The sequence below is a fragment of the Thermus parvatiensis genome, from assembly GCF_001535545.1.
GTDB classification, from domain to species: domain Bacteria; phylum Deinococcota; class Deinococci; order Deinococcales; family Thermaceae; genus Thermus; species Thermus parvatiensis.
The window spans coordinates 1,526,594-1,544,393 of sequence record NZ_CP014141.1 but is presented as its reverse complement, the minus strand read 5'-3'; the positions used below and the strand labels follow the sequence as shown (position 1 = coordinate 1,544,393).

10 protein-coding genes and 6 pseudogenes are annotated in these 17,800 nt (G+C 66.9%); 11 read left to right on the top strand and 5 right to left on the bottom strand.

Annotated elements, in window-relative coordinates; translation table 11 throughout:
- Positions 1-11: 11 nt before the first annotated feature.
- Positions 12-1,043, bottom strand: a complete 1,032-nt coding sequence (locus AV541_RS08370; protein WP_060384682.1) for a zinc-binding dehydrogenase — start codon at positions 1,041-1,043, stop codon at positions 12-14.
- A 124-nt stretch (positions 1,044-1,167) separates the two neighbouring features.
- On the opposite strand from AV541_RS08370, the gene AV541_RS08365 reads away from it, so the two are divergent.
- The 9 genes and pseudogenes from AV541_RS08365 to ttuA all read left to right on the top strand — a co-directional run bounded on the left by AV541_RS08365 (position 1,168) and on the right by ttuA (position 10,345).
- Positions 1,168-2,916, top strand: coding sequence for an ABC transporter substrate-binding protein (locus tag AV541_RS08365; protein WP_060384681.1), 1,749 nt, complete (start codon positions 1,168-1,170; stop codon positions 2,914-2,916).
- 52 nt (positions 2,917-2,968) lie between these two features.
- A pseudogene (locus AV541_RS08360) lies at positions 2,969-3,951 on the top strand (ABC transporter permease).
- A gap of 10 nt (positions 3,952-3,961) precedes the next feature.
- A pseudogene (locus AV541_RS13420) lies at positions 3,962-5,315 on the top strand (ABC transporter permease).
- Positions 5,316-5,387: 72 nt separating this feature from the next.
- Positions 5,388-6,404 (top strand): annotated as a pseudogene (locus AV541_RS08350) (ABC transporter ATP-binding protein).
- Positions 6,401-7,378 carry an ABC transporter ATP-binding protein gene (locus AV541_RS08345; protein ID WP_060384680.1) on the top strand — a complete coding sequence of 326 codons (978 nt, stop codon included), beginning with the start codon at positions 6,401-6,403 and terminating at the stop codon, positions 7,376-7,378. The pseudogene AV541_RS08350 and the gene AV541_RS08345 overlap by 4 nt, the downstream one beginning before the upstream one ends.
- Before the next feature lie 55 nt (positions 7,379-7,433).
- Positions 7,434-8,060, top strand: coding sequence for an acetoin utilization AcuB family protein (locus tag AV541_RS08340; protein WP_008631733.1), 627 nt, complete (start codon positions 7,434-7,436; stop codon positions 8,058-8,060).
- Positions 8,054-9,180, top strand: a pseudogene (locus AV541_RS08335) (acetoin utilization protein AcuC). Before AV541_RS08340 ends, AV541_RS08335 begins: the two are co-directional and overlap by 7 nt.
- 4 nt (positions 9,181-9,184) lie before the next feature.
- Positions 9,185-9,382 carry a sulfur carrier protein TtuB gene (gene ttuB, locus AV541_RS08330; RefSeq protein ID WP_008631736.1) on the top strand — a complete coding sequence of 66 codons (198 nt, stop codon included), beginning with the start codon at positions 9,185-9,187 and terminating at the stop codon, positions 9,380-9,382.
- Position 9,383: 1 nt separating this feature from the next.
- A pseudogene (ttuA, locus tag AV541_RS08325) lies at positions 9,384-10,345 on the top strand (tRNA-5-methyluridine(54) 2-sulfurtransferase).
- Between the two features lie 15 nt (positions 10,346-10,360).
- On the opposite strand, the gene AV541_RS13165 reads toward ttuA, so the two are convergent.
- From AV541_RS13165 to otsA, 4 genes are read right to left on the bottom strand one after another with little or no spacing between them, the layout of a single operon-like run.
- Complete coding sequence (locus tag AV541_RS13165; RefSeq protein WP_476756170.1) at positions 10,361-12,154, bottom strand: alpha-glucosidase C-terminal domain-containing protein; 1,794 nt, start codon at positions 12,152-12,154, stop codon at positions 10,361-10,363.
- An 11-nt stretch (positions 12,155-12,165) separates the two neighbouring features.
- Entirely contained in the window at positions 12,166-13,257 is a 1,092-nt protein-coding gene (locus AV541_RS12610) for an alpha-amylase family glycosyl hydrolase (protein ID WP_276325491.1), read from the bottom strand.
- An 18-nt stretch (positions 13,258-13,275) separates the two neighbouring features.
- Entirely contained in the window at positions 13,276-13,965 is a 690-nt protein-coding gene (gene otsB / locus AV541_RS08315; RefSeq protein WP_060384679.1) for a trehalose-phosphatase, read from the bottom strand.
- Entirely contained in the window at positions 13,962-15,311 is a 1,350-nt protein-coding gene (otsA, locus tag AV541_RS08310) for an alpha,alpha-trehalose-phosphate synthase (UDP-forming) (protein WP_060384678.1), read from the bottom strand. Before otsA ends, otsB begins: the two co-directional genes overlap by 4 nt.
- 216 nt (positions 15,312-15,527) lie before the next feature.
- Here otsA and AV541_RS08305 point away from each other — a divergent pair, with 216 nt between their 5' ends.
- On the top strand, positions 15,528-16,214 hold the full coding sequence (locus tag AV541_RS08305; protein ID WP_244880511.1) for a CBS domain-containing protein: 687 nt from the start codon (positions 15,528-15,530) through the stop codon (positions 16,212-16,214).
- Positions 16,211-17,797 (top strand): annotated as a pseudogene (locus AV541_RS08300) (alpha-amylase family glycosyl hydrolase). The gene AV541_RS08305 and the pseudogene AV541_RS08300 overlap by 4 nt, the downstream one beginning before the upstream one ends.
- Positions 17,798-17,800 lie beyond the last annotated feature (3 nt).

Sequence of the window (17,800 nt, the reverse complement as noted above, 5' to 3'; positions counted from 1 at the left end):
GAAACGTGTCCTCAGTCCACCTGCAGGACCACCTTGCCGAAGACCCGCCTCTCTTCCAGGAGGCGGTGCCCCTCGGCCGCCTCTTCCAGGGGGAGTACCTGCCCCACCACCGGCTTGAGCTTGCCTTGCTCCACGAAGCGCAGGATGGGGAAGAGGCGGCTTTTGGAGCCCATGGTGGAGCCCAGGATGGAAAGCTGCCGGAAGAACACGTGGGCAAACGGCAGCGTGCCCTCGTACCCCGAGGAAGCTCCGGCGATGGCGATTTTTCCCCCGTTGGCCGTGGCCCGGATCACCCCCTCGAAGTAGAGGGCCCCGGTGTGGTCCACCACCTTGTCCACTCCTTTGCCCCCGGTGAGGCGGCGCACCTCCTTGTGCCAGTCGGGGTGGGTGTAGTTTATGGTTTCGTCAGCGCCGAGCTCCCTGGCTTTCCGGAGCTTCTCTTCCGAACCCGCAGTGGCGATGACCCGCGCCCCGAAGAGCTTGGCGATCTGGATGGCGGCCACGCTCACCCCGCTGCCCGCAGCCATCACCAGTACCTCGTCCCCCGGGCGCACCCCTAGCTTGTCCACCACCATCTGCCAGGCGGTGAGGAAGGTGAGGGGAATGGCGGCCGCCTCCACGAAGGAGAGGTTTTGCGGTTTCCTCACGAGATTGACCTCGGGCACCACCAGGTACTCCGCGTAGGCTCCCCAGCGATGCTCCCCCAGGATCTCGTACCGGGAACAGAGGTTATCCTCCCCCGCCAGGCAGCGCTCGCAGTGCCCGCAGGAGAGGCCGGGGTTCACCACCACCTCGTCTCCCGGAGCGAACCCCGTGACCCCAGGGCCCACCGCGTCCACTACCCCGCTGGCGTCAGCCCCTAGCACGTGGGGTAAGGGAAGTTTGGGGCTGGCCACCCCCTTGCGTACCCAGATGTCCAGGTGGTTGAGGGCTGCAGCCTTTACCCGGAGGCGCACCTCTTTGGGACCGGGCTCGGGGGTGGGAACCTCCCCGGGCTTGAGCACCTCCGGGCCGCCTCGAGCCTCCATCAGGATTGCCCGCATGTCCCCTCCTTATAGAGGGGATTTTTCCATGGCCCCCTTCTGGGGTCAAGGTTGGCCCCTCACCCTTGACAGGGTCCAAGGAGTGGGGGTACCTTGACCAGCGTAAGGTTTCGGGAGGAAACCTATGAGGAAAGCTTTCTGGTTGGCGGCGGCTTTAGCTTTAGCCGGAGTGGCTAGCGCCCAGACCTTCGTCTGGCCGCAGAAGTGGACGGTGGCCAAGCCCTCTGAGGTCAAGAGGGGCGGTACCCTGCGGGCAGCGGTTATCTCCGACTACCGGACCTTTAACCCCTTTATCGCCGCAGAGGCGGGGAACGTTCCTGACATCATCTCCGGAGATAGGGGCTTGGTTAGGCGGGACCCTACCACCGGGGACTGGATCCCTTACATGGCCGAGTCCTGGACCGTCAGCCCCAACAAGCTGGAGATCACCTTCAAGATCCGCAGGGGCATGAAGTGGTCCGATGGCAAGCCCATCACCGCCGACGACTGGATCATGACCTGGCGCATCCACACGGATAAGGCGGTGGGGTCCAACAGCTACGACTCCTTCTTTATCGACGGCAAGCCCATAACCCTTAAAAAGATTGACGACTATACCCTGCGCTTCATCTACCCCAAGACGGATGCGGAAGCCTTTGCCGTGGCCAGCTTTGAGCCCTGGCCAGCCCACGTCTTCGGGCCCGTCTACCAGAAGGAAGGGGCCGAGGGCATCAAGAAGATGTGGACCCTGAACGAGAAGCCCGGGAACATCGTGTCCGGGGGGCCCTGGCTCATCGAGAGCTACCGCCCGGGGGAGCGCCTGGTGCTGAAGCGCAACCCCGCCTTCGGGGAGTGGAACAAGGACGCGGCGGGCAACCCCCTGCCCTACCTGGACCGCTACGAGATCAAGATCGTTAAGGACATCAACGCCGCGCTGGCCGAGTTCCTGGCGGGGAACATCGATATTTTTACCCCCTCCACCGTGGACCACATCTCCCAGGTGCGCCAGGCCATCCAGCAGGGCCGGCTGGACGCCACCCTCAAGGTGAACGCTTCCCCGGTGGCCAGCAGCCAGTTCATGGTCTTCAACTGGAACAAGGCCTCGGATCCCTTCAAGCAAAGCCTCTTCCGCTCCGACAAGTTCCGGCGGGCCATGAGCCACATCGTGAACCGCCAGGCGGTGATCGACATCGTCTACGGCGGTCTGGGCACCCCCATGTACACGAGCGTTTACCCCGTGCTTACCCAGTGGATCAACCCCAAGGTGCCCAAGTACGAGTACAACCTGCAGCAGGCGGCCAAGCTCCTTGCCGAGCTCGGCTTCACCAAGAAGGACAGGGAAGGCTACCTGGTGGACTCCAAAGGCAGAAGATTGGAGTTTAACCTTTCCACCAATGCCGGAAACAACCAGCGGGAGCAGATCGCCAAGCTCATCGTGGACGAGGCCAAGAAGGTGGGGGTCAAGGTCAACTTCCAGGCCATAGACTTCAACACCCTGGTGGGCCAGCTCCTCTCCTCGGGCCCCGACCGGCCCTTTGACGCCATCATCATCGGCCTCTCCGGCGGCGGTCTGGACTGGCCTTTCAGCTCCAACGTGGTGCCCTGCAAGGGCAACCTGCACATGTGGAACAAGTCCGGTCAGTGCCTGGACCCCAGGGAAACCCAGCTGGATGCCCTTTACTCCCGTGGCCGCACCGAGCTGGACTTCAAGAAGCGGGTGGAGATCGGCTACCGCATGCAGGAGATTGAGGCCCAGCTCCTGCCCGTCATTTACATCGCCGGGCCCAACTACCACCCCGCCTGGAACAACCGCTTGGGCGGCGAGCATCCCGACGCCATCATCAGCGCTATCTGGGGCCAGCGGGAGCTGGAGCTGACTTTCATCAAGAAATGAGCTGACCCTGCGCGTCCCCCGGGGCCCATGGCCCCGGGGGCCCTTTGGAGCCATGACCGCCTACATCCTTCGCCGCATCCTCTACCTGATCCCCACCTTTTTCGGGGCCACCTTTTTGGCGTTTCTCATCATCCAGCTGGCCCCGGGGGATTACCTGACCCAGCTGGAGCTGGATCCCAAGGTAACCCCGGAGACCATCGCCCGCCTTAGGGCCCAGTTCGGCCTGGACCGGCCCATCTACGAGCAGTACCTCCTGTGGATGAACAACCTCCTGCACCTGAACCTGGGCTATTCCTTTGCCTATCAGGCTCCGGTGCTGGAGGTGATCTGGCCTCGAGTGGTGAACTCCATGGTCATCGTCATCCCCTCCACCCTCCTCCTATACCTGGTGGCCATCCCCATCGGGGTCTATGGGGCGGTGCGCCAGTACTCCCTGGGGGACAGGATCCTTTCCTTCTTGGCCTACATCGGCCTTTCCGTACCCAGCTTCTTCCTGGCCCTCATCGCCATCTACGTCCTCCTGCAGATTAAGTTCCGCACGGGCACCCTCATCTTCCCTGTCTCCGGCATGACCTCCAGCGGCTTCGAGCAGATGCCGCCCTTGCGCCAGATCCTGGATATCGCCTGGCATGCGGTGGTGCCTGTGCTGGTGGCCACCGCCAACGACATCGCTGGGCTTTCCCGGCTCATGCGGGGGCAGATGCTGGAGGTGTTGGCGCAGGACTACATCCGCACCGCCCGGGCCAAGGGGCTCGGGGAGCGGGTGGTGCTTTACAAACACGCCTTCCGCAACGCGGTGATCCCCTTCGTGGCCACCTTGGGGGGTTGCTCCCCAGCCTCATCTCCGGGGCGGGGTTCGTGGAGGTGGTCATGGCCTGGCCGGGTATTACCCCCTTTTTCCTGGACGCCATCGCCAACCAGGACCTTTACGTGATCGCGGGTTTCCTCACCGTGAGCCTGGTCCTCCTCATGATCGGCAACCTGATCTCTGACCTCCTTCTGGCCTGGGTGGACCCCAGGATCCGCTACGAATAGGGGGTGAGCTATGGCTACGTCCCTCAACGCTACCCGGACGCATCTGGTCCTGCGCCAGTTCCGCAAGCACCGCCTGGCGGTCTGGGGTGGGCGCATCCTCCTGGTGCTCTACCTGATGGCCGCTTTCGCCGGCTTCTTCAGCCCCTACGACCCCAACTACTACGAGCTCTACCCCCCGAAGGGCCATCACCCTCCCACCCGCATCCACTTCGTGGACCCGGAAACGGGGAAGCTCACCCGGCCCTTTGTCTACGCCACCAAGCGGACCATTGACCCCGTTTCCCTCCAGCCCAAGTACGAGGAAGACCCTAGCCAGGGGAAGTTCTACCTGCGCTTCTTCGTCCGGACCCCGGAGCAGCCTTACACCATTTTCAAGGTCTTCCGCTCCGACCTGCGGCTTTTCGGGGTGGACCCCCCGGGGAGGATCTTCCTCATGGGCACCGACAACTTCGGCCGCGACCTCTATAGCCGCATCGTCTACGGGGGGCAGGTGTCCTTGACCATCGGCATCCTCTCCGCCCTGGTTTCCTTTGCCCTGGGGCTTCTTTTGGGGGGATTGCGGGGTATTTCTCCGGTAGGCCCTTCGCCCTTTCCATTCCCCCTTCTGCCTGGCGGGGGCTTGGCCTCCTTCTGGGTCCTTTGAGCCTCCTCCTCTGGCTGGGGCTCGGGGTGGGGGCCCTCTTCCTAGCCTGGACCTTCGTTCGCCTGAGTCCGGGCCGCGACCCCTTCTCCTGGGGGGTGGATGGGCTGGTCCTCCTCCTGGGCCTTGGGGCCTTCTACCTCATCCTGCGCCGGGTTTTCCGCGAGCCCCTGCGCCTGGACCCTGACGACCTCATCATGCGCACGGTGGAGATCATCGCCGCCATCCCCAGCCTCTTCCTCCTCATCTCCTTGCGGGCGGTTTTCCCCACCAACATCGACCCCCTCTTCACCTTCTACCTGGTGGTGGGCCTCCTGGGCTTCATCGGCTGGGGGGGCTTGCCCGGGTGGTGCGGGGGATCGTGCTTTCCGTGAGGGAGATGGACTACGTGCAGGCGGCCAGGGCCCTCGGGGCCTCGGACGGGCGCATCATCGCCCGCCACGTGCTTCCCGCCACGGCGAGCTACGTGATCGTGAGCCTTTCCCTCACCATCCCGGGCTTCATCCTGGGGGAAAGCGGCCTTTCCTTCCTGGGCCTGGGGGTGACGGAGCCCTACACCAGCTGGGGCCTCCTCCTGCAGGCGGCGCAGCAGGGGGGCTTCGCCTCCTTCACCGACCGCCCCTGGGTGCTTTGGCCGGGGTTTTTCATCTTCCTCTCGGTGCTTTCCTGGAACTTCCTGGGGGATGGCCTGAGGGACGCCTTGGACCCCAGGCGGAGGACTTAGCCCCTTCTCTTTTAGCGGGGTATGGCGTATAACGGGTGAGGTGTCTTTGGGGCAGTGCCCGAAGGAGCGCGCATGGACGAAAAGCGGCTGTTGGAGGTGAAAGACCTCAAGGTCCACTTCTTCACCGACGACGGGGTGGTGAAGGCGGTGGACGGGGTTTCCTTCCACGTGGACAAAGGGGAGACCCTGGCGGTGGTGGGGGAGTCGGGCTCTGGGAAGAGCGTGACCTCCTTGGCCATCATGCGCTTGATTCCCACACCCCCTGGGCGGATCGTGGGGGGGAGGTGCTCTTCCGCGGCAAGGACGGGCAGGTGCGGGACCTGACCAAGCTTTCGGAGGCGGAGATGCGCCGCATCCGGGGCAACGACATCGCCATGATCTTCCAGGAGCCCATGACCTCCCTGAACCCGGTGTACACCGTGGGGGACCAGATCGCCGAGGCGATCATGCTCCACCAGGGGAAAAGCCGAAAGGAGGCCATGGAGCTGGCGGCCCACATGCTGGACCTGGTGGGCATTCCCGAGCCCAAGAAGCGCCTGGCCAACTACCCCCACCAGATGTCGGGGGTATGCGGCAGCGGGTGATGATCGCCATGGCCCTTTCCTGCAACCCCTCCTTGCTCATCGCCGACGAGCCCACCACCGCCTTGGACGTGACCATCCAGGCGCAGATCCTGGAGCTGATGAAGAAGCTCCAGGAGGAGATTGGGATGAGCATTCTCTTCATCACCCACAACCTGGGGGTGGTGGCGGAGATGGCGGACCGGGTGGTGGTGATGTACGCGGGGCGGGCGGTGGAGGAGTCGGACGTGGTGCCGCTTTTCCAGAACCCTTTGCACCCGTACACGGAGGGGCTTTTGAACTCGGTGCCGCGGCTGGACCTGGCGGCGGAGCACCGGCAGCGGCTTGAGGCGATTCCTGGGAACGTGCCGAACCCCCTGTATCTGCCGCCTGGGTGCGCCTTCCACCCCGGTGCAAGTACTACGTGGAGGGGGTGTGCGATCGGGAGGTGCCGCCCTTGGAGGAGGCGGGGGAGGGCCGCCGGGTGCGGTGCGTGCGCTGGCGGGAGATCCGGGAGGTTAGGGCATGAACGGGGTCCTCCTCGAGGTCAAGGACCTCAAGAAGCACTTCCCCATCCGGGGCGGGGTGCTCTCCCGGGTGGTGGGGAGCGTCAAGGCGGTGGACGGGGTCTCCTTCGCCATAAGGAAGGGGGAGGTCCTGGGGCTTGTGGGGGAGTCGGGAAGCGGCAAGACCACGGTGGGCCGCACCGTGCTCCGCCTAATTGAGCCCACGGGGGGGCGGATTCTCTTTGACGGGCAGGACATCACAGAGCTTCCCCGGGAGAAGCTCAGGCCCTTCCGTCGCCGCATGCAGATCATCTTCCAGGACCCCTTTAGCTCTCTGAACCCGCGGATGACCGTGGGGGACATCATCGCCGAGCCCCTCGTGATCCATGGGATCGGCAAGACCCCTCAGGAGCGCACCGAGCGGGTGGCGGAGCTTCTCAAGCTGGTGGGCCTCTCCCCGGACCACATGCGCCGCTACCCCCACGAGTTCTCCGGGGGGCAGAGGCAGAGGATCGGGATCGCCCGGGCCTTGGCGGTGGCGCCGGAGTTCATCGTGGCGGACGAGCCGGTTTCCGCCCTGGACGTCTCCATCCAGGCCCAGGTGGTGAACCTCCTCCAGGACCTCAAAGAGGAGCTCGGGCTCACCCTCCTCTTCATCGCCCACGACCTGGCGGTGGTGGAGTACATCTCCGACCGGGTGGCGGTGATGTACCTGGGCAAGATCATGGAGATCGCCCCCGCCCGGGAGCTTTACCGCAACCCCAAGCACCCCTATACGGAGGCGCTGCTTTCGGCGGTGCCCATCCCGGACCCCACGGTGAAGCGGGAAAGGATCGTCCTCCAGGGGGATATCCCATCCCCCATCAACCCGCCTTCGGGGTGCGTTTTCCGCACCCGCTGCCGCTACGCCCTGCCCGAGTGCGCCCAGGTGGTCCCCGAGCTCAAGGAGGTGGCCCCGGGCCACTACAAGGCTTGCATCCGGGACGATATCCTCTAACGGCGAAAGCCCTAGGGCCCCGGCCTCCGGGGCCCTTTCGCCGTATACTGGGCCCATGCTGGTCAGGGACGTGATGCGCCACCCGGTGTTCACCGTGGGGCCGGAGACGACCCTCGAGGAAGCCTACCGCTTCCTCCTGGAAAAGGGCATCCGCCACCTCCCCGTGGTGCAGGACGGGCGGCTTGTGGGCATCATCACCGACCGGGACATCCGCCTGGCCACGAGCCACCTGAACCCCAAAGGGCCCTGCCCCGGGTGCACCCGGGTGGAGGAGGTGATGACCCGGGGGGTGGTCACCGCCCACCCCCTAGACCCTGTGGAGGAGGCGGCCCGGGTGATGCGGGAGCGGAAGATCGGGTGCCTGCCCGTCTTGGAGGACGGGGAGCTGGTGGGCATCGTCACGGGAATTGACCTCCTGGACGGCCTCCTCAGGCTTACGGGGGTCACCGAGCCCTCGGGAAGGCTGGAGGTGCGCCTCCCCGACCGCGTGGGCGAGCTCGCCCGGCTCACCGGGTTTTTGGCGGGGCGGGGGGTGAACATCCACTCCCTTCTCTCCTATCCCGAGGATGGGGATTACGTGCGGGCGGTGGTGCGGGTGAACACCCTGGAGGCCCACCTCCTGGCCGAGGCCCTGCGGCGGGAGGGGTTTGAGGTCCTCTGGCCCCCCAAGAAGCCATGGTGATCTACCGGGAGGAGTACCGCCTCTACAACTTCGGCCCGGACCACCCCTTCAGCCCGGTGCGCCTGGAGATGCTCACTTCCCTTCTTCAGGCCCTCGAGGCGTGGCAAAATCCCCTTGCCCCCCCGAGGCCACCCGGGAGGAGGTGCTTTCGGTCCACTCCGAGCGCCTGGTGAAGCGGGTGGAGGCGGCAAGCCGGGGGGAGCTTTTCCCTGACCTAGAGCACTACGGCCTGGGCACGGGGGACACCCCCGTCTTCCCCGGCATGGACCGGGCGGCCCGGATCCTGGTGGGGGGGACCCTGGAGGGGGCGAGAAGGATTTTGGCCGGGGAAAAGCGGGTCTTGCAGCTGGGCGGGGGTCTCCACCACGCCCAGTACGACCGCGCCTCGGGGTTTTGCGTCTACAACGACCTCTCCGTGGCCATCCGCCACATGACCCGGGCCGGGCTCCGCGTGGCCTACGTGGACATTGACGTCCACCACGGGGACGGGGTGCAGTGGATCCACTACGAGGAGGGGGAGGTCCTCACCCTAAGCCTCCACGAGTCGGGACGCTACCTCTTCCCGGGGACGGGGCACGTCTACGAGATCGGCCGGGGGGCGGGCCTGGGGAAGAAGCTCAACCTCCCCCTGGAGCCCTTCACCGAGGACGAAAGCTACCTCGAGGTCTTTGAGGCCCTGGTGCCCTGGGCCCTTAAGGCCTTCCGCCCCGACGTCCTCGTGGTCCAGGCGGGGGCGGACGCCCACTACCTGGACCCCTTGGCCGACCTCCTCCTCACCGCCCGGGCCTACGAGAGGCTTTTCCGCCTCCTCCTGGAGTACGCCGAGGCCTACGCCGGGGGAAGGGTCCTCTTCACCTTAGGGGGCGGGTACAGCCTGGACGGGACGGTGAGGGTCTGGGCCCTCCTCTACCACCTCTTCCACGGCCTTCCCCTGCCCGAGCGCCTTCCCGAGGGGTGGCTTAGGACCTGGGAAGCGCGGCTCGGCAAGCCCCTCACCCCCACCCTCCACGACCCCGAAGGGGCCTACCCGGAGATCCCCAGGCGGGAGGAGATCGCGAAGCGGAACCGCCTGACCTTGCAGCGGCTCACGGAGCTTGTGGCCCCCCACCTGCTACACTAGCGGGGTGAGGATCGTTCTGCGCCTGCCCGAGCGCAAGGAGGTGGAGGTCAAGGGGAACCGGCCCTTAAGGGAGGTTCTGGAGGAGCTTGGCCTGAACCCGGAGACCGTGGTGGCGGTGCGGGGCGAGGAGCTCCTCACCCTGGAGGATGAGGTGCGCGAGGAGGACACCCTAGAGGTCCTCTCCGCCATCTCGGGAGGGTAGCGTGGTCTGCAAGGTCTGCGGGCAAAAGGCCCAGGTGGAGATGAGATCCCGGGGGCTTGCCCTCTGCCGGGAGCACTACCTGGACTGGTTCGTCAAGGAGACGGAGAGGGCCATCCGCCGACACCGGATGCTCCTCCCCGGGGAGAGGGTTCTGGTGGCGGTCTCCGGGGGAAGGACTCCCTGGCCCTTTGGGACGTGCTAAGCCGCCTGGGCTACCAGGCCGTGGGGCTCCACATTGAGCTCGGCATCGGGGAGTACTCCAAGAGGAGCCTCGAGGTCACCCAGGCCTTCGCCCGGGAAAGGGGCTTGGAGCTTCTCGTGGTGGACCTGAAGGAGGCCTACGGCTTCGGGGTCCCCGAGCTCGCCCGGCTTTCCGGGCGGGTGGCCTGCTCCGCCTGCGGCCTCTCCAAGCGCTACATCATCAACCAGGTGGCGGTGGAGGAGGGCTTCCGCGTGGTGGCCACGGGGCACAACCTGGACGACGAGGCCGCCGTCCTCTTCGGGAACCTCCTGAACCCTCAGGAGGAGACCCTTTCCCGCCAGGGGCCCGTCCTGCCGGAAAAGCCCGGCCTCGCCGCCCGGGTCAAGCCCTTCTACCGCTTTAGCGAAAGGGAGGTCCTCTCCTACACCCTCCTTAGGGGGATCCGCTACCTTCACGAGGAGTGCCCGAACGCCAAGGGGGCGAAAAGCCTCCTCTACAAGGAGGCCCTGAACCTGGTGGAGCGGTCCATGCCCGGGGCCAAGCTCCGCTTCCTCGAGGGCTTCCTGGAGAAGATCCGGCCCCGCCTGGACGTGGGAGAGGAGGTGGCCCTGAGGGAGTGCGAGCGGTGCGGCTACCCCACCACGGGGGCGGTGTGCGCCTTCTGCCGCATGTGGGACGCCGTCTACCGCCGGGCCAAGAAGCGCCGCCTCCTCCCCGAGGAGGCCGTCTTCCACCCCAAGGCCCCCGTGGCCCGGGGCTGAAGGGCTACCGGGCGCCTAGGCTTTACCGGCCTTGGCCTGCCAGCGCTCGTGGATGCGCTTGCGGGCGGGCCTTTCCTCCCGGTGGAGGTGCTCCGCCGCCACCTCGGCCATGTGCCGCGTCCAGCCCGCCTCCTCCAGGGCCTCCTCGGGGAGGGCGGAGCGGTAGGCTTGGAGGAAGGCGGCGTGGAGGTAGTCGGCCACCTCCTCGGCAAAGGCCCAAAGCTCCGCCTCCAGGGCCTCGAGGGCGAGGTGCACGGCCCGCTCCACGTCGTAGGCCAGGCGGGCCAGGTCCTCCTCCACCGCGCCCCGCTTCTCCGCGCCCAGGGCCACGAGGTACACCTCCCCCTCAAGCTCCAAGAAGGCCCCGAGGCCGCGGCCTAGGAGGGGGTGGCCCCCCTCCACCCCCTCCACTTCTCTAAGGGCCCGGTGGAGGAGAGCGAGGCGCACCCCGAGGAGGCGGACCAGGGCCTCGGTCTCGTACAGGGCCCCGGGAAGGAGGCCTGGGGTCCCGGGGGTATGCCCCCGGAGGCGGGGAAGGCTTTCTAGGAGCCGGACCTCCAGGGCGGCGAAGAGGTCCTGGGGGCGGCCCGGGGGGAGGCTTCCCGTGAGGGCGAGGACCCTTCTGGAGGCGCCCCGCTCCCAGAAGAGGCCCCCTTCGGGCCGGAGGACCCAGGGGAGGTCCAGGCGGGGGAGGACCCGCTCCGTGCGGTCCAGGCCCCCGTCTTGGACGAGGCCGAGCTGGACCCAGACCTCCTCCCCCGCCGCGAGGCCTGGCCGGAGGAGGTCCACGGCCTCGGGCACGGGACCCGGGTGGCGGCCGCGGTAGTAGGCCCGGAGGCTCCGCCCCTCAAACCCCTCCTTAAGGCGGGCGAGGAGGAGGCGGTAGAAGCCTGGGTCCAAGGAGAGCTCGTAGAAGTAGCCGGGCTGGCCGTGGGTGCGGGCGAAGAGGCCGGGGCCTTCCCGCCTCTGGGGGGACCAGAGGAGGGGGAGGAAGATCTGGAGGGTCCTGTGGTTCTCCAGCTGGAGCAGGGTGAGGTAAAGGGGCGGGTCCTTCTGGAAGCGGAGGGCGTCCAGGAGGGCCACCTTTTGCGGCTTGAGGGCGAGCCAGCTCTTCTCCTTCAGGGTCTGGGCGAGGGCGTTTAAGAGCTCCTCCCGCCCCCTTTCGTGGACCAGGGTGTCCACCAGGAGGACCTCCGGCCCCCCGGGCATGTGGACCCGGGGCAGGTCGGCCTCCTCGGGGGCGGGCTCCTCGGCCCAGTCGGGGGAGGGGAGGTGGAGCACCGCCTCCACGGGCTTCAGGGCGAAGAGGGCGAAGCCGTGGGGGCCCAGGGTCAGGCGGTAGCGCCCCTCCACCGGGGGGAAGGGTTGCTGCGAGAAGAGCTCCACGGGGACGAGGCCTTGGTAGGCCTCCAAGGGGAGGTCAAAGGCCTGGGTGTAGCGGGAGAGGTTGGCCACCACCAGGATCCTTTCCCCCTCGTGCTCCCTCAGGTAGGCGAGGACGCGCCGATTCTCCACGGGAAGAAGGGTGAGGCTCCCCCGGCCGAAGATCTTGGCGTGCTGGTTCCTCAGGGCGAGAAAGCGGCGGTTGAAGCTCAGGAGGGAGTGGGGGTTTTCCCGCTGGGCTTCCACGTTGACGAAGTGGTAGCTGTAGGGCCCCTCGCTCACGGGGGGAAGGAAGAGGGCGTGGTAGGGGGCGCGGGAGAAGCCGGCGTTGCGGTCTTGGGACCACTGCATGGGGGTTCTGACCCCGTTCCGGTCCCCAAGGAAGGGGTTGTCCCCCATGCCGATTTCGTCCCCGTAGTAGACGATGGGCGTGCCCTTCAGGGTGAGGAGGAGGGCGGTGAGGAGCTCGTACCGCCTGCGGTCGCCCCGAGGAGGGGCATGAGGCGGCGGCGGATCCCCAGGTTGATGCGGAACTTGGGGTCGGGGGCGTAGGCCTCGTACATGAACTCCCGCTCCTCCTCCGTGACCTTCTCCAGGGTGAGCTCGTCGTGGTTGCGGAGGAAGAGGGCCCACTGGGCGGTCTCGGGGATCCCCTCCGTCTCCTTGAGCATGGTCTCAATGGGCCCCCGGTCCTCCCGCCTTAGGGCCATGAAGATCCGGGGCATCAGGGGGAAGTTGTAGGCCATGTGGACCCCGTCCCCGTCCCCGAAGTAGGGGAGGGTTTCCTCCGGCCACATGTTGGCCTCGGCGAGGAGGATCTTCCCGGGGCCGTAGCGCTCCTCCAGGGCCTTCCTCAGGCGCTTCACCGCCTCAATGGTCTCGGGGAGGTTCTCGCAGGAGGTCCCCTCCCGCTCGTAGAGGTAGGGGATGGCGTCCAGGCGGAAGCCGTCCACCCCCAGGTCGGCCCAGAAGAACATGACCTGGTGGATGGCCTTCTCCACCTCGGGGTTGTCCCAGTTGAGGTCGGGCTGGTGCCAGTAGAAGCGGTGCCAGTAGTAGGCCTTGGCCACGGGGTCAAAGGTCCAGTTGGAGGTTTCAAAGTCCTTGAAGATGACCCGGACCCCCTTGTACTTCTCCGGGGTGTCGCTCCACACGTACCAGTCCCGCATGGGGCTTCCTGGCTTCCTCGCCTCCTGGAACCAGGGGTGGTCAATGGAGGTGTGGTTCAGGACGAGCTCAATGATCACCTTCATCCCCCGGCCGTGGGCCTCGTCCAGGAAGCGTTTGAAGTCCTCCAGGGTCCCGTGGACGGGGAGGATCTGGTAGTAGTCGGAGATGTCGTATCCGTCGTCCCTCAAGGGGGACTGGAAGAAGGGCATGAGCCAGAGGGTGTTGACCCCGAGCTCCTCCAGGTAGGGAAGCTTCCGCCTCAGGCCCTCAAAGTCCCCGTAGCCGTCGTTGTTGGCGTCAAAGAAGGAGCGGACATGGAGCTGGTAGATCACCGCGTCCTTGTACCAGAGGGGGTCCACGGCCTAAAGGCTAGAGGGTCAGAGGTAGGTTTTCAAGTAGGCTATGACCTCCTCCACGTCCTTGAGCCGGCCTTGGGCCGCCGTGGGGCCTTCCCCCACCTTGAAGGTGAGGCCCCGGCCCTTCAGGGCTTGGAAGGCCGCCTCGTCGGTGGTGTCGTCTCCGATGTAAATGGGGGTGCGGCCCGGGTGGCGCTTTAGGAGCCTAAGGACCGCTTGGCCCTTGTCCACCCCCTTGGGCTTGAGCTCCAGGACCTTCTTGCCGGGGAGGGCCTCGAGGCCCAAGGCCTCAAGGAGCCCCTCCACCGCCTTAAGCCAGGCCTCGAGGCAGGCCCGGGCCTTCTCCTCGTCCTCCGCCCCCCGGTAGTGCAGGGCCAGGGCGAAGCCCTTGTCCTCCACCCGCACCCCGGGGCAGGAGGGAAGCCTTGCCCGCAAGGGGCCAAGGTCCACGGGGAAGAGGGGCCGCACCTCCCCGAAAAGCACCCCCTCCTCCAGGCCGTGCCCCCCCACCACGGGAAGGCCCGGGAGGGGGAGGAGGGGCTCGAGGTCCCTCACCCTTCTTCCCGTGACCACGTAGACGGGGTGGCGCTCCATGAGGGCCCGGAGGACCCGGGGGGCCTCGGGGTGGGGGAAGGCCTCCTCGGGCCTTTGGGCGATGGGGGCCAGGGTGCCGTCGTAGTCCAGAAAGAAGACGGGGTTTTCCGCCCTCATCCCTCCTCCAAGGAGGCGAGGAAGCGCTCCGCCCAGCCCTGGACGTCCAAGGCCTCAATGCGGGCCTTCAAGGCGGAAAGCCTTTCCCGGCGTTCCCCTCCGGGCATGCGCAGGGCCCGGTCCAGGGCCTGGGCCATCCCGTCCAGGTCGTAGGGGTTGACCAAAAGGGCCTCCTTCAGGTACTCCGCCGCCCCCGCCAGGTTGGAGAGGACCAGGACCCCGTCCTCCGTGGTGTAGGCGTACTCCATGGCCACCAGGTTCATCCCGTCCCTCAAGGGGGTGATGAGGGCCACGTCCGCCGCCCGGTAAAAGGCGGCGAGCTCCTCTTGGGTGTAGGTCTGGTAGAAGTAGCGGAGGGGCACCCAGTCCTCCCTGAGGAAGCTCCCCATGATCCGCCCCACCACCTCGTCCACCCGCCGCTTGAGCTCCCGGTAGGCGTGGACGCTGGTGCGGCTTGGAGTGGCGATCTGGAAGAAGGCCACCCGGCCCCGCCACTGGGGGTAGGACTGGAGGAGGCGTTCGTAGGCGAGGAGCCTTTCCAAAATTCCCTTGGTGTAGTCCAGCCGGTCCACCCCGAGGATGAGCCGCTCCGCCCCTGCGAGCCGCTTGAGGGCCCGGGCGTGGAGGCCGATGTGGGGGTCCTGGGCGAGCTCCCCGAAGCGCCCCGTGTCGATCCCCAAGGGGTGGGCCTCCACCCGCACCCACCTTTCCCCCACCCGCACCCGGTTTTCCTCCACCTGGTAGCCGTAGTAGGCGGCGGTCCTCAGGAAGTTCTCCACGTACTCCGGGGTGTGGAAGCCGATGAGGTCGGCCCCCAGAACGCCCTCCACCAAGGCCCTGCCCCAGGGCAGGATGCGGAAGACCCCGCTGGAGGGCCAGGGGATGTGGAAAAAGAACCCGATTTTCGCCGGGATCCTCTCCCGGAGGAGGCGGGGAAGGAGGAGGAGGTGGTAGTCCTGGACGAAGACCGTGTCCCCCTCGCGGAAGACCTGGGCCACCCGCTCGGCGAAGCGGCGGTTGGCCCGCTGGTAGTCCTGGTAGAAGTCCCGCCTGAGCTCCACCCGCTCCAAGAAGTAGTGGCAGAGGGGCCAGAGGACCCGGTTGGAGAACCCCCCGTAGTAGCCCTGCCACTCCTTCTCCGGTAGGAAGACCTGTTCCAGGCGGACCTGGCTTTCCCGGGGGGTGGCGGCTTGGCCCTTCTCCCGCCACTCCCCGGCCGCCACCCAGACGCCATGGCGCCTCTCCAGGACCGGGAGAAGCGCGGTGGCGAGTCCGCCCACCGCGGGGACGAGCCCCTCGGGGGTCAGGCGGAAGGGCGCCCGGTTGGCCACGATGATGAGCCCCATCCTCCTCCCAGGATAGGCCTTGGGGACGGGGCGGAGGCTTTGTTAGCGCAAGATTAAGTGTATTTAGCGTGCACTAATTTGCCTATAATCCCATAAAAAAGCTCCTTCCGGGCCTTCCCCGCTTTGGCGCCTCCTCGGGAGGATGGCGGCGCTTCGCCCCTTGGGTTCATAAGAGGTTCACCTTCCCTCCTTAGGGTGTTCCGAGGAGGTGATAGTGTGCGCAAAGCTTTCGTGACGCTGGCGCTTCTCGCCTTGGCGGGCCTGGGCCTGGCCCAGAAGTGCGAGACCAACCGGACCATCGTCTTCGCCGACTACGACTGGGAAAGCGCCCGGGTCCACAACCGCATCGGCGACCGTATCGCCATCATGAAAGACGGCAAGGTGGTCCAGGTGGGGGCCTCGGAGGAGGTCCTCGCCCGCCCGGCGAACGAGTACGTGGCCGCCTTCGTGGAGGGGGTGAACCCGGCCATGGTCTACCGGGTGGAGGGGCTCATGCGGGAGGCGGTCACGGTCACCCTGGGCCGGGAGGGGCTGCGGGCCGCCTTGCGCAAGATGGGGCAGGTGGGGGTGGCCTCCGCCTACGCGGTGGACCGGAACCGGCGCTTCCTCGGGGTCGTGCGCGCCGAAGTCCTGGCCGAGGCCCTGAAGAAGGGGGACGGCCAGGACCTCACCCCCTACCTCGAGCCCCTGCCCACCCTCCGGCCGGACCAGACCCTGGAGGAGGCCCTGCCCTTCTTCAGCGAGACCCCCCTGCCCCTCCCCGTGGTGGACGGGGAAGGGAGGCTCCTCGGCATCGTGACCTGGGGGAGGCTGCTCGCCGCCCTGGCGGGCCGCTATACGCCGGAGGTGCCCCAAAGCGGTGTAGACTCCGGGCCACAAAGCGGTGTAGACTCCGGGTCATGAGCTGGTGGCAAAGGGCGGTCATCTACCAGGTCTACCCCCGGAGCTTCCAAGACACGAACGGGGACGGGGTGGGGGACCTCGAGGGCATCCGCAGGCGGCTTCCCTACCTCAAGTCCTTGGGGTGGACGCCCTCTGGCTTTCCCCCTTCTACAAAAGCCCCATGAAGGACTTCGGCTACGACGTGGCCGACTACTGCGACGTGGACCCCGTCTTCGGGACCCTTCAGGACTTTGACCGCCTCCTAGGGGAGGCCCACGCCCTGGGGCTTAAGGTCCTCGTGGACCTGGTGCCGAACCACACCTCCAGCGAGCACCCCTGGTTTTTGGAGTCCCGCGCCTCCCGGAATAGCCCCAAGCGGGACTGGTACATCTGGAAAGACCCCGCCCCGGACGGCGACCCCCCCAACAACTGGCAGAGCTTCTTCGGCGGCCCCGCCTGGACCCTGGACGAGGCCACGGGCCAGTACTACCTCCACCTCTTCCTCCCCGAGCAGCCCGACCTCAACTGGCGCAATCCCGAGGTGCGGGAGGCGATCAAGGAGGTCATGCGCTTCTGGCTCAGGAGGGGGGTGGACGGCTTCCGGGTGGACGTGCTTTGGCTTCTGGCCAAGGACCCCCTCTTTCGGGACGAGCCGGGAAGCCCCCTTTGGCGGCCTGGCCTTCCGGATCGGGCCCGGCACGAGCACCTCTACACCGAGGACCAGCCGGAGACCTACGCCTACGTGCGGGAGATGCGCCAGGTCCTGGACGAGTTCTCCGAGCCCGGGAGGGAGCGGGTGATGGTGGGGGAGATCTACCTGCCCCTTCCCCGCCTGGTGCGCTACTACGCCGCCGGGTGCCACCTGCCCTTCAACTTCAGCCTCATCACCGAGGGGCTTCCCGACTGGCGGCCCGAAAACCTCGCCCGGATCGTGGAGTCCTACGAGGGCCTCCTCACCCGCTGGGACTGGCCCAACTGGGTCCTGGGCAACCACGACCAGCCCCGCCTCGCCTCCCGCCTGGGGGAGCCCCAGGCCCGGGTCGCGGCCATGCTCCTCTTCACCTTGAGGGGCACCCCCACCTGGTACTACGGGGACGAGCTCGCCCTGCCCAACGGCCTCATCCCCCGGAGAAGGTGCAAGACCCTGCGGCCCTGAGGCAGAGGGACCGGGAGCCCACCGCCTACCACACCCTGGGCCGGGACCCCGAGCGGACGCCCATGCCCTGGGACGCCTCCCCCTACGGGGGGTTTTCCACGGTGGAGCCCTGGCTTCCCCTGAACCCCGACTACAGGACGCGGAACGTGGCCGCCCAGGAGCAAGACCCCCGCTCCATGCTCCACCTGGTGCGCCGCCTCATCGCCTTGAGGAAGGACCCCGACCTTCTCTATGGGGCCTACCGCACCTACCGGGCGAGGGAGGGGGTCTACGCCTACCTCCGGGGGAGGGGTGGCTTGTGGCCCTGAACCTCACGGAGAAGGAGAAGGCCCTGGAGCTTCCGCGCGGGGGGAGGGTGGTCCTTTCCACCCACCTGGACCGGGAGGAGAGGGTGGGGGAGAGGCTTTTCCTGCGGCCCGACGAGGGCGTGGCGGTGCGACTAGACTAGGGG

Bases quoted from the DNA above. Each gene is read 5' to 3' on its own strand.
- otsA (WP_060384678.1), bottom strand. From the start codon at position 15,311: ATGGGGCTCATCATCGTGGCCAACCGGGCGCCCTTCCGCCTGACCCCC.
- AV541_RS08340 (WP_008631733.1), top strand. From the start codon at position 7,434: ATGCTGGTCAGGGACGTGATGCGCCACCCGGTGTTCACCGTGGGGCCG.
- AV541_RS08370 (WP_060384682.1), bottom strand. From the start codon at position 1,043: ATGCGGGCAATCCTGATGGAGGCTCGAGGCGGCCCGGAGGTGCTCAAG.
- AV541_RS08345 (WP_060384680.1), top strand. From the start codon at position 6,401: ATGAACGGGGTCCTCCTCGAGGTCAAGGACCTCAAGAAGCACTTCCCC.
- AV541_RS08365 (WP_060384681.1), top strand. From the start codon at position 1,168: ATGAGGAAAGCTTTCTGGTTGGCGGCGGCTTTAGCTTTAGCCGGAGTG.
- otsB (WP_060384679.1), bottom strand. From the start codon at position 13,965: ATGAGGGCGGAAAACCCCGTCTTCTTTCTGGACTACGACGGCACCCTG.